8 protein-coding genes and 2 pseudogenes are annotated in these 11,296 nt (G+C 62.9%); 6 read left to right on the top strand and 4 right to left on the bottom strand.

Annotation, left to right across the window (positions count from 1 at the left end; translation table 11 throughout):
* Positions 1-107: 107 nt before the first annotated feature.
* A pseudogene (locus IAE39_RS30040) lies at positions 108-707 on the top strand (PAS domain-containing protein); the annotation flags it as partial.
* Between the two features lie 228 nt (positions 708-935).
* Positions 936-1,295 (top strand): annotated as a pseudogene (locus tag IAE39_RS30045) (methyl-accepting chemotaxis protein); the annotation flags it as partial.
* Positions 1,296-1,461: 166 nt separating this feature from the next.
* Here IAE39_RS30045 and cysZ read toward each other — a convergent pair.
* A complete protein-coding gene (gene cysZ / locus IAE39_RS00875) occupies positions 1,462-2,190 on the bottom strand; it encodes a sulfate transporter CysZ (protein ID WP_201198503.1) in 729 nt (242 codons plus the stop codon).
* A gap of 321 nt (positions 2,191-2,511) precedes the next feature.
* Between cysZ and trxB the strand changes: the two genes are divergently transcribed.
* Positions 2,512-3,474: a thioredoxin-disulfide reductase gene (trxB, locus tag IAE39_RS00880; protein ID WP_201198504.1), complete on the top strand. Its 963-nt coding sequence runs from the start codon at positions 2,512-2,514 to the stop codon at positions 3,472-3,474.
* A 192-nt stretch (positions 3,475-3,666) separates the two neighbouring features.
* On the opposite strand, the gene nadC is transcribed toward trxB, so the two are convergent.
* Positions 3,667-4,515 carry a carboxylating nicotinate-nucleotide diphosphorylase gene (gene nadC, locus IAE39_RS00885; protein ID WP_201198505.1) on the bottom strand — a complete coding sequence of 283 codons (849 nt, stop codon included), beginning with the start codon at positions 4,513-4,515 and terminating at the stop codon, positions 3,667-3,669.
* 242 nt (positions 4,516-4,757) lie between these two features.
* Between nadC and IAE39_RS00890 the strand changes: the two genes are divergently transcribed.
* The 3 genes from IAE39_RS00890 (at position 4,758) to ampE (ending at position 8,560) form a co-directional block, all read left to right on the top strand.
* Positions 4,758-6,887: a DUF1631 domain-containing protein gene (locus tag IAE39_RS00890; protein ID WP_201198506.1), complete on the top strand. Its 2,130-nt coding sequence runs from the start codon at positions 4,758-4,760 to the stop codon at positions 6,885-6,887.
* A 273-nt stretch (positions 6,888-7,160) separates the two neighbouring features.
* Complete coding sequence (ampD, locus tag IAE39_RS00895; protein WP_201198508.1) at positions 7,161-7,733, top strand: 1,6-anhydro-N-acetylmuramyl-L-alanine amidase AmpD; 573 nt, start codon at positions 7,161-7,163, stop codon at positions 7,731-7,733.
* Complete coding sequence (gene ampE, locus IAE39_RS00900; protein ID WP_201198510.1) at positions 7,730-8,560, top strand: regulatory signaling modulator protein AmpE; 831 nt, start codon at positions 7,730-7,732, stop codon at positions 8,558-8,560. The genes ampD and ampE overlap by 4 nt, the downstream gene beginning before the upstream one ends.
* A 723-nt stretch (positions 8,561-9,283) precedes the next feature.
* On the opposite strand, the gene IAE39_RS00905 is transcribed toward ampE, so the two are convergent.
* Positions 9,284-10,060, bottom strand: coding sequence for a TatD family hydrolase (locus tag IAE39_RS00905; RefSeq protein WP_201198511.1), 777 nt, complete (start codon positions 10,058-10,060; stop codon positions 9,284-9,286).
* A gap of 2 nt (positions 10,061-10,062) precedes the next feature.
* Positions 10,063-11,058 carry a catabolite repressor/activator gene (gene cra, locus IAE39_RS00910; RefSeq protein ID WP_201198512.1) on the bottom strand — a complete coding sequence of 332 codons (996 nt, stop codon included), beginning with the start codon at positions 11,056-11,058 and terminating at the stop codon, positions 10,063-10,065.
* Positions 11,059-11,296 lie beyond the last annotated feature (238 nt).

Consider the following 11,296-nt stretch of genomic DNA (forward strand, 5'->3'; position numbering starts at 1 on the left):
AAGAAATCCGGCAACTGCGCGAAGACCTGTTGTCTATTCAACAGGTCAAGAGCAGCCTCGACAGCGAGATGCTGGTACTGCAACTCGACCCCCAGGGACGGATCGAGATGGTCAATGGCAACTTTGAGAGCGAGATGCTCTACCGTGCCGAACAATTGCTTGGACGCAACATCGAGGACATCGTCCCTGCTCATGTCAAATCACTGGATTTCTACCAGCGCATGAAAAGCGCGATCAGCCGTGGCGAGCACCTGAACGGCGCGTTCCGCCTGCTGCGCGGCAATGGCCAGGAAGCCTGGCTGCGGTCGATCCTGCAACCGGTAAAGAACAGCGAAGGGCGCATCAAGTACTTCACCCTGCACTCCAGCGACCTCACCCGCACCATCGAGGCCTCGCGCGAACATGAAAGCCTGATCAAGGCGCTGATGCGTTCCACTGCGGTGATCGAGTTCGACCTCAATGGCAATATTCTCACCGCCAATGACCGTTTCCTGGCCACCGTCGGCTACCGCCTGGAGCAGATTCGCGGCAAGCATCACCGCATGTTCTGCGAGCCGGAAGAGGCCAACTCGACCGGCTACCAGGCGTTCTGGGACAAGCTGCGCCGGGGCGAGTACGTGGCCGAGCGCTTCAAGCGCATCGATGCCCATGGCCGGGTGATCTGGCTGGAGGCTTCGTACAACCCGATCTTCGATGCCCATGACGTGCTGTACAAAGTGGTCAAGTTCGCCACCGTGATCACCGATCAGGTCAACCAGGAGCAGGCGGTGGCCGAGGCGGCAGATGTTGCCTACACCACTTCACTGGGGACGGATGCCAGCGCCCGCAAGGCCACCGATGTGGTGACCCAGAGCGTCAGCGTGATGCGCGGCCTGGAGGCCTCGATGCAAGAGGCGGCCGAGGGTATTCAGGCACTGGATACCCAGTCGCGGGTGATCGGCTCGATCATCAAGACCATCAGCGACATTGCCGGGCAGACCAACCTGCTGGCGCTGAATGCCGCCATCGAAGCAGCCCGCGCGGGCGAGCAGGGGCGTGGCTTTGCCGTGGTGGCCGACGAAGTGCGCCAGCTGGCCTCGCGCACCAGCACCGCCACCGAGGAAATCGCCCGGGTGGTGCAGCAGAACGAGCAACTGGCCCAGGCGGCGGTGGCGATCATCGACACCAGCAAGCGCCAGGCCGAACAGGGGCTGGCGCTGGCGGATGAGACGGGTAGCGTGATTGTCGAGATCCAGGACGGGGCGAAGCGGGTGGTGGATGTGGTGGGGCAGTTTTCCAGCCGGTTGGGGCAATAAAGCCCAAACCTGACCTGGTCTGCTTTTTGTAGGAGCGGCCTTGTGTCGCGATGGGGCCGCAACGCGGCCCCAGGATCTCAAAGTAAATGCACAAATTGTTGGGGCCGCTTTGCGGCCCTATCGCGACACAAGGCCGCTCCTACAGCGATCGCGCAACGCCCAGGGATCAGTTGCGCTCCCGCACCCAGAACAACGTAGCCCCCGCCACCGCCGCCGGCATCATCAGCACGTTCACCAGCGGAATCATCAACGCCAGGTAGGTAATGCCGCCAAACCCCATCGACTGCCAGCGCTTCTGCCGCAGCCAGGCCAGCATGTCCTGCCAGCTCATCTTGTTGTTGTCCGCCGGGTAGTCGATGTACTGGATGGCCATCATCCACACGCCGAAAACCAGCCACAGGGGCGCCGCCACCACGTTCACCACCGGGATCAGCGACAGGATGAACAGGCCGATGGCGCGGGGCAGGAAGTAGCCCAGCTTGCGCATTTCACGGCTGAGGGTGCGCGGCACCATGGCCACCAGCTCACCCCAGCTGAAGGCCGGGAAGGTGTCTTCTCCGCGTACCACCACTTCGACCTTTTCCGCCAGGAAGCCGTTGAACGGTGCGGCAATGACGTTGGCCACCAGGGTGAAGGTGAAAAACACCATCAACACCACCAAGGCGACGAACAGCGGCCAGAGGATGTAGGTAAGGAAGCTCAGCCAGCTCGGCAAGCTTGGCATCAGGGCATCTACCCACAGGCTGAACTGATGGCCGGCGAAGTAGATCAGGCCACCGAACAACAGCAGGTTGACCGCCAGCGGCAGCAGCACGAACAAGCGCAGGTTGGGGCTCAGCACCAGTTTCAGGCCTTCGCGCAGGTATTGGGGGCCAGAGAGGACAGGGGCTTGCATCGAGGTACTCCGCAGACAAGGAAAACGCGCTGACCTTACCGAGTTTGTCGCGCCGACGAAAGGCGCCTGGCGGGCGCGAAACCGGCTGTAACAAAAGCACCCGCAGCTTGGCTGCCGATGAAATCGCAGCATAGACGATGCCTATGAGGTGGATTGTCGAAGGATATTTCCTTAATCTTTGCGACCTCGCTACAGTGCGCTCAACTTTCCGCTTTCTGGGCCTGCGCGTTGTAGCCTTCCCCAAGTGCTGCGTGGGTCCTTTTTATTTTCCAGCTGGCGCCGCCGGTGTACCCATACCGGCCCGCCCGACAGGAGTTCGACATGTCTGAAGTACGTCATTCGCGCGTCATCATTCTCGGTTCCGGCCCTGCCGGTTACAGCGCCGCGGTGTATGCCGCCCGTGCCAACCTCAAGCCGCTGCTGATCACCGGCATGCAGGCCGGTGGCCAATTGACCACCACTACCGAAGTCGACAACTGGCCGGGCGACCCCCACGGCCTGACCGGTCCGGCCCTGATGCAGCGCATGCAAGAGCATGCCGAGCGTTTCGAAACCGAAATCGTCTTCGACCACATCAACGCCGTTGACCTGGCCAACAAGCCGTTCACCCTGCAGGGTGACAGCGGCAAGTACACCTGCGACGCGCTGATCATCGCCACTGGCGCCAGCGCCCGCTACCTGGGCCTGCCGTCGGAAGAAGCCTTCATGGGCAAGGGCGTTTCGGCCTGCGCGACCTGCGACGGTTTCTTCTACCGCAACAAGCCGGTAGCCGTGGTTGGCGGCGGCAACACTGCCGTGGAAGAAGCACTGTACCTGGCCAACATCGCCAGCAAGGTAACCCTGGTACACCGTCGTGAAACCTTCCGCGCCGAGAAGATCCTGGTCGACAAGCTGAACGCCCGCGTGGCCGAAGGCAAGATCGAGCTCAAGCTCAACGCCACCCTGGACGAAGTACTGGGCGACAACATGGGCGTGACCGGTGCGCGCCTGAAGAACAACGACGGCAGCAGCGACGAAATCAAGGTCGACGGCGTGTTCATTGCCATCGGCCACACCCCGAACACTTCGCTGTTCGAAGGCCAGCTGACCCTGAAGGACGGCTACCTGGTTGTCCATGGTGGTCGCGAAGGCAACGCCACTGCCACCAACGTCGAAGGCGTGTTCGCTGCCGGTGACGTGGCTGACCACGTTTACCGCCAGGCCATTACCTCGGCCGGTGCCGGCTGCATGGCGGCGCTGGACGTCGAGCGCTACCTGGACGGGCTGGCCAACGCCTCGTTTTGATCTCCAGCAGGGGCTGCTTCGCAGCCCTTCGCGGGTGAACCCGCTCCCACAGGGATAGCACGTTCCCTGGGGAAACGGAGGACATGCGGGAGCGGGTTTACCCGCGAATAGGCCGGAACTGGCTAAGAAAACCTCACAGATCTGCACAAAAAAACCGGCTCAATGGCCGGTTTTCTGTTGTCTGCTATCTGCTCACAGGCTCAGTCGCATCGACAAATCCACCGCTTTCACATCCTTGGTCATGGCCCCGATCGAGATGTAATCCACACCCGTCTCGGCAATCACCCGCAAGGTGCTCTCGTTAACCCCGCCACTGGCTTCCAGCTTGGCTTTCCCGGCAGTAATGCCCACTGCCTCGCGCATTTCATCCAGGTTCAGCTCATCAAGCATGATGATGTCGGCACCCGCCGCCAGCGCCTCGCGCAGTTCGCTCAGGCTTTCCACTTCGATCTCTACCGGCTTGCCCGGCGCAATACGGTGTGCTGCCGCCACCGCCTCTGCTATGCCGCCGCTGGCGGCAATGTGGTTTTCCTTGATCAGGAAGGCGTCATACAAGCCGATGCGGTGGTTGTCGCAACCGCCGCAGGTCACCGCATACTTCTGTGCCAGGCGCAGGCCCGGCAGGGTCTTGCGGGTGTCCAGCAGGCGTACCTGAGTGCCCTCCACCAGGTCGGCAAGGAAGCGCGCACGGGTGGCGACCCCCGACAGCATCTGCAGGAAGTTCAGTGCACTGCGCTCACCACTTAGCAGTGAACGGGCTGGGCCTTCCAGGTGGAACAGTGGCTGGTTGGCGGTGGCACGCTCGCCATCAGCTACCTGCCAGTGCACTGCTACGCGCGGGTCGAGCTGACGGAATACGGCATCGACCCAGGCAGTGCCGGCGATCACGCAGTCTTCGCGGGTGATGATGGTCGCCTTGGCCAGGCGCTCGGCCGGGATCAACTGCGCGGTGATATCGCCACTGCCGATGTCCTCCAACAGCGCACGGCGCACGTTGGCTTCGATTTCAGCGGTCAGGTCGGCAAGGCGTAGGTTCGGCATGGTTGGCTCCACAAGCTAGATGCCCGCGATTATAGGGCAGGGGGCCGGTGTGTACAGCCGCCTTGGCGATGACCTTTGGTCGGAGTGTGGTGAGCAATCGGCCTGATTCAGGGTCATTAACCCGTCGGTGAAACGGCGCTGGCAGCGCTGCGAATTTTTACCGATAATGGCGCCCAGTATTTGGCGTCATAGCTTTGACGAATGCTGCCTCATCCGGCAACACACCCTGCAAGGAGTCCAGGATGCAAAAAGAAGGCAAGGTGGTGCCCTTGGCGGCGGCCATCGACCGGGGCGGGCGTGCGCCCCTGCCTTGCCTTCCGGTATTGCTCCTGCAGGTCCGCGACAAGGCCGCGCTGCAGTTGCGCCAAGGCTTGCAGGACTTGTTCGACAACGCCGACGACACCCTTTTTGAAATGGCCGACAAGGCCTTGGACCGGGGTGACCAGAGCCTGTACTTTGAAGCCATGCGCGACCTGCGCCTCAAGCGCAAGAGTATCGAGCGTGGCTTTCTGGATACCTTCCATGAAACCTTCGCGCGCATTGGCCAGGTTGACCTGCTGGCGCATCTGGTTGAGCCGGACAACTCGGGTGGCAAGGCCCAGATAGAGCGCGCAGTCGCTGTCGAAGGCATGGTGGGGCGCGTACTGTCCCGCGACGGCATGGCCCTGCAGCAACTGAGCCTGCGCTTGCAGGCGTTGCTCGACCGCCCGCTGTACGAGCAGCACAACCCGTTGGGGCCGGCGGCATTGTGTGGTTATTTCCTCGATGCCGGGCGCAACCTGGGGGTTTGCCTGCGGGTCAAGCTGGTGCTGCTCAAGCTGTTCGAGCGCTATGTGCTTCGCGATGCCGACGTGATCTATGGCGAGGCCAACCAACTGCTGGCCGCCGCCGGGGTACTGCCCGAGCTGCAACCAGCACCGCGCCGGCGCGCCGAGGACCGGCGCATGCGCGCACGGCGTGGCCCGGCAAAGCTTGGCGGGGAACTGGGCGCGGACACGGCGGGGCAGGCTTTCTTTACTTCGTTGCAAACGTTGCTGGCGCCGGTGCGAGGGCAGTTCGCCCCGCGTTTGCAGGCGGTGACAGCTGCCCAGCCGATCAGTACCGCCGACCTGCTGCGGTTGCTTTCGCATTTGCAGCACTACGTGCCCGCCACCCATGAGGCGGATGATTTCGAGCTTGGCCAACAGCTTGAGCAATTGCTGCTGCGGGTCAGCGTGCGCAGCGGTACACGTCGGCGCATCGCGGTGGCCGACGAAGACATGATCAACCTGGTGGGGCTGCTGTTCGCGTATATCCAGCGCGATGACAACCTGCCCGCCAGCCTGCGGGCGCTGATTGCCCGCCTGCAGATTCCCCTGCTCAAGGTGGCACTGCTGGACAAAGGGCTGTTCAGCCGGGCCAGCCACCCGGCGCGCCGCTTGCTCAACGAGCTTGCCGGCGCAGCGATTGGCTGGGAGTGCAGCCGCGATGGCGTGCGTGACAGCCTGCAATTGCGGGTAGAGCGTATCGTCCAGCGGCTGCTCAACGATTTTGCCGAAGATGCCGGCTTGTTTGCCGAACTGCTCGACGACTTCCTCGCCTTCAACCAGGACGAGCAGCGGCGCAACGAGTTGCTCGAACAACGCACCCGCGACGCCGAACAAGGCCGGGCCCGCGCCCTGCAGGCCAGGCAACAGGTTCAGCAGCTGCTTAACCAGCGCCTGCGTGGCCGAGTATTGCCACAGGTGGTGGTGCAGATGCTGGTGCAGGCCTGGAGCCAGGTGCTGTTGCTGGCCTGGTTGAAGCAGGGCGAAGGGTCCCAGGCTTGGTGCGATGCGGTGCAGGCCATGGACGCACTGCTGTTCAGCATCACCCCGCCCCATGAGCCGCAAGCCCTGCTGCAGCAAGTGCCGGGTTTGCTCAAGGCTCTGCGTGATGGCCTGGCCGGCGTGGCACAGGATTCGCTGGCGACCCGTGAATTCTTCCTGCAACTTGAGCAGTTGCACCTGCGCGCTTGCGCGGGTGGCGAAGGGCCGCCTTTGGCTGAAGTGCTGGTGGCCGATGACATTGTGCTGGCAATCGCCGAAGAGCCAGGCTGCGCACCGCTGTGGCAAGACGATGGGCAAGCTGCGGCGTTGCTTCAGGCGCAGCGCCTGCGCATCGGCACCTGGGTCGAGGTGTTTGACGAAGACCAACCGCTGCGCTGCAAGCTGGTGGCGCGTATCGACAGTAGCGACAGGCTGGTGTTCGCCAACCGCACCGGCATGAAAGTGCGCGAGTGGAGCAGCACCAGCCTGGCCCAGGCACTGCAACGCGGTGAAGTGCGGGTGCTGGATGACGGGCTGTTGTTCGAGCGGGCGCTGGAGGCCGTGCTCGACGGCCTGCGCGCATAGCCGCAACAGTTTCATGCAGAACCCCGGACCCCTGTGGGAGTTCATGCAGAACTCGGGATACCTGTGGGAGCGGGTTCACCCGCGAAGAATCCAGCGTGGTGGATGGCACCGGCGTTGCCGGTGTTCGCGGCTAAAGCCGCTCCCACAGGGGCAGCGCTAATCAGGAGGATGTGAAGAACCTCTGGTCGCACGCATTACAATGATTCACATGCACACCACATTGGCCACAAGGCATACTGTTGCTCTGTTAACGGCGTTTTCAGGATCTGCCCCATGCAATTGGACCGTGCCACTGGCTGGTTCCACGGAATCGGAATCACCCACTGCCCCTCGCCGAACTTCAATGCCCGCCCCGAAGGCGAATCGATTTCCCTGCTGGTGATCCACAACATCAGCCTGCCGCCGGCCTGTTTTGGTACCGGCAAAGTCCAGCAGTTCTTCCAGAACCGCCTGGACCCCGATGAACACCCATACTTTGCCAGCATCAACCACCTGACCGTTTCGGCGCACTTGTTCGTCGAGCGTACCGGCGCGGTAACCCAGTTCGTGTCGTTGTGCGACCGCGCGTGGCATGCGGGTGTGTCGAGCTTCGACGGGCGTGAAGGCTGCAACGACTTTTCCATCGGTATCGAACTGGAAGGCACCGACGAGCTGCCTTACACCGATGCCCAGTATGCGGTGCTGGAGAAACTCACCCGGCACATCTGCGATGCCTGGCCGGCCATCGACCAGCGCCGTATCCAGGGCCATAGCGACATTGCCCCGCAGCGCAAGACCGACCCTGGCCCGGCCTTCGACTGGCCGCGCTACCGCCAAGCGCTGCAGCACAACGAGGACAAGGCATGAGTTTTCTGGTGTTGTTGCTGGCGCTGTGGGTCGAGAAGTTCTCGGCCCTGCGCCATCAGGTACAGCGTGACGGGTTCTTCCTTGGCGAACTGGTGCGCCTGGAGCGCAGTGGCAAGGTGCACCCTGGGTGGACGCTGGCCATCCTGGTACTGGCACCGGTAGCGCTGCTGGTGTTGCTGCTGCATGTACTGGAACCAGTGGCCTACGGCCTGCTGGCCTTGCCGGTGCACCTGTTGGTGCTGATCTACAGCCTCGGCCGTGGTGATGCCAACGCCTCGCTGGGGCCGTTCCGCGATGCCTGGCGGCGTGGTGATGACCAGGCCGCGCTGCACGTGGCCGAGCGTGACCTGGGCCTTGCCGCCGATGAGCCACATAGCCTGCTGGTACGGGTGCAGGGTAACTTGCTGTGGCAGGTGTACCAGGGCTTTTTCGCGGTGATTTTCTGGTACTTCGTGCTGGGCCCGGGGGCGGCGCTGGCTTACCGGCTGTTGGCGTTGACCGGTGAGTACAGTAAACAACCGGCGCTCAAGGCGCGGGCGGAACAGTTGCGGCATATCATGGACTGGCTGCCGGTGCGGGTGCTGGCATTGAGCTTTGCGTTGGTGGGCAACTTCCTGGCAGTAACGCGGGTGATGCTGCACGAAGTGCTCAACTGGCACATCAGCGCCGCGCACTTGGTGGCGCGTGTCGGGCGCATTGCCGACGACATTCCCGAAGAAGAAGACAGCCAGCGCGGGCTGGGGCGGCTGGACAGCCTGTGGGAGTTGCTGCTGCGCTGTGCGGTGCTTTGGTATGCCGGGTTTGCGCTGTGGACGGTGCTGGTCTGATCCATCCTTAGCCTTTGCCTGGCTTTTGATTTTGCTTCTAAGCGCGCGATAGTCCAGGCGACGCAGATTGCGACTTCAGGAGGCCGAGCGAAGGGCTTGCGGAGGGAGGTGACGGGCATGGATGCCCGTCAAGCGCTGAGGCCCCATGGATGGGGCCTGCAGCGCGTACTCCCGGGAGCATGCCCGTAGCGAGGGGACCCCGGAGCGCAGCGCAGGGGCCGGATGATGGGAGCCGACGGTTTTTGGTTCCTTTTTGCCACGACAAAAAGGGACCCGCCGTAAGGGCGGAAAGGTGACTGTGCGCCACCTGCGCGTACGAATACCTGCTCGGTGTGAATGCCCACATCCTTCAAGGCTGTGAAGCTTGGGCGCCGGTTTTGATGTAGCGAAAACTCCATTTGCGATGGCGACGCTTACTCACCTTTTCGCCCTTACGGCGAGTCACTTTTTGCCAAACGCGGCAAAAAGTAACCAAAAAACGCTGCGCTCCCGTCATCCGGCCCCTACGCTGCGCTCCGGGGTTCCCTCTCTCCGGCCTTGCTCCCGGCAGGACCGCGCTGCAGGCCCCATCCTGGGGCCCAGCGCTTGACGGGCATCCATGCCCGTCACCTCCCTCCGCAAGGCCTGCGTTCGGCCTCCTGAAGTCGCGAAGATCAAGATCAAGATCAAGATCAAGATCAAAAGCCAGATCAAAAGCAGGGCAGGGGCGCGGTCACCTGGCGGTTACCAGCCAAACAACTCGCAAGCATTGCGGGTACTGGCCTGCGCCAGTTCGCCAACCTCTACGGCCATCACCTGCGCCAGCGCTGCGGCAATCTCCGGCAGATGCTCCGGGCTGTTCCTTACCCCCGGGTACATCGCTGGCGCCATGTCTGGCGCATCGGTCTCCAGCACCACACTGTCCAGCGGTAGCCGCGCCAAGGTCTTGCGCAGCCGCAGCGCCTGCGGCCAGGTTGCCGCGCCACCCAGGCCAAGCCGGAAGCCCAGCTTGATGTACTCGCGGGCTTCTTCATAACTGCCGGCAAACGCATGAATCACCCCCGCCCGCGCCGGCTTGTAGCGCTTGAGCGTGGCGATGACCTGGGCATGGCTGCGGCGTACGTGCAGCAGCGCCGGCAATTCGAAGTCGCAGGCCATCTGCAGTTGTGCTTCGAACAGGTCCTGCTGCCGTGCCTTGTCCAGGTCTTGCAGGTAATAGTCCAGGCCGAACTCGCCCACGGCACACAGCCGCGGGTGATCGTGCAGGCGTTCCAGCCACTCGCGCAATTGCGTCAGGTGTTCCGGGCGATGCTGGTCGAGGTAAACCGGGTGCAGGCCCAGCGCGGCGAACAGGTGCTGCTCGGCACAGGCCAGGTCCCATACCCGCTGGAAATTGGCCTGGAACACCCCCAGCACCACCATCCGCTCCACCCCCTGTGCCGCCGCGTTGGCCAGCAGGCGTGGGCGGTCGGCGTCGAAGTCAGGGAAGTCCAGGTGGGTGTGGGTGTCGATCAGGCGCATGTTCAGGCCATTGGAATGCGTTTCTTGAAGGTTCGACCGACTGCATGCACACCGGGTTCGTAGCGTTTTTCCTCGATGGCGGCCAGTGCCAGTTCCAGCGCGATGGCGGCGATCTGGCCATGTTGCTGGGCCATGGCATTGACCGGCAGTGGCAGGAAGTCGAGCAACTGATTGTCGCCAAAGGTACCCAACTGCAGCTGGCGCGAGTCGGCAGGGCGCGCCTGCAGGGTATCAAACACCCCTTGCAGCAGCACATACGAAGTGGTCACCAGGGCATCCGGCAGGCCTCCGAGGTCGTCGATCAGTTGCTGCATCAGGCGCTGGCCGCACTCGCGGCTGAAGGCTTCGCCCTGGTAGCGGCGTACTTCGCCAGCATAGCCTTGCAGGGCTTCGTCGAAACCGCCGGCACGCGCCTGGCTGACTGACAGCTCCGGGCGGGCGCCGATCAGGGCGATGCTGCGTGGGGCGGCGCTGAGCAGGCTGGCGGCCAGTTGGCGGCTGGCATCGCGGTCGTCGCTGATCACCGAGCAGAAGTGCGCAGGGTCAAGGCGGCGGTCGATGGCGATCACCGGCAGGCCTTTGTCCTGCAACTCGCGGTAGCTGTCGTCTTCTGGCGGCAGGCAGCTGGCAACGAACAGTGCATCGCAACGGCGCGCGCGGAACAGCTGTTGCAACTGGCGTTCGCTGTCGGGCTGGTCGTCGCTGCTGGCGATCAGCAACTGATAGCCGCGGGCGCGGGCGCCTTGCTCCAGTTGCTTGGCAATGCGGGCGTAGCTGGGGTTCTCCAGATCCGGGAGAATGAAGCCCAAGGTGCGGGTATGCCGGCTGCGCAGGCCAGCTGCTTGCGGGTTGGGGGTGAAGCCGTGTGCTTCGACCACCGCGCGTACCCGCTCGACAGTACTGCTGCTGATGCGTTGCTGTTCAGCCTTGCCATTGATGACGTAGCTGGCAGTGGTCACGGACACACCGGCCAGACGGGCGATATCGCTGAGTTTCACCGAATTTTCCTTGTTATTTCCGGGGCTGGCTGTAAAGCCGGACCGGGTAGTTTGACCCGGTACAGGCTGTACGCGCAGACGACCATTGTCGCAATTGTCCGACAGGATGGGGCTTTTTAACCGGAAGATTATCGAGTAACGTGGCCGCTTGGTCAGATTAAACGTTTCAGCTGCCGAATTTTCTGCCTCGGCTGCGCTCCGTGCACGGCTGAATGACTGGCCTTTCCTGTGAATTTCA

The organism is Pseudomonas sp. S37, assembly GCF_016658545.1.
In the GTDB taxonomy this organism is placed as follows: domain Bacteria; phylum Pseudomonadota; class Gammaproteobacteria; order Pseudomonadales; family Pseudomonadaceae; genus Aquipseudomonas.

Excerpts from the sequence above, each read along its gene's own strand:
- ampD (WP_201198508.1), top strand. The coding sequence starts at position 7,161 with ATGCAATTGGACCGTGCCACTGGCTGGTTCCACGGAATCGGAATCACC.
- IAE39_RS00905 (WP_201198511.1), bottom strand. The coding sequence starts at position 10,060 with ATGCGCCTGATCGACACCCACACCCACCTGGACTTCCCTGACTTCGAC.
- IAE39_RS00890 (WP_201198506.1), top strand. The coding sequence starts at position 4,758 with ATGCAAAAAGAAGGCAAGGTGGTGCCCTTGGCGGCGGCCATCGACCGG.
- ampE (WP_201198510.1), top strand. The coding sequence starts at position 7,730 with ATGAGTTTTCTGGTGTTGTTGCTGGCGCTGTGGGTCGAGAAGTTCTCG.
- trxB (WP_201198504.1), top strand. The coding sequence starts at position 2,512 with ATGTCTGAAGTACGTCATTCGCGCGTCATCATTCTCGGTTCCGGCCCT.
- nadC (WP_201198505.1), bottom strand. The coding sequence starts at position 4,515 with ATGCCGAACCTACGCCTTGCCGACCTGACCGCTGAAATCGAAGCCAAC.
- cysZ (WP_201198503.1), bottom strand. The coding sequence starts at position 2,190 with ATGCAAGCCCCTGTCCTCTCTGGCCCCCAATACCTGCGCGAAGGCCTG.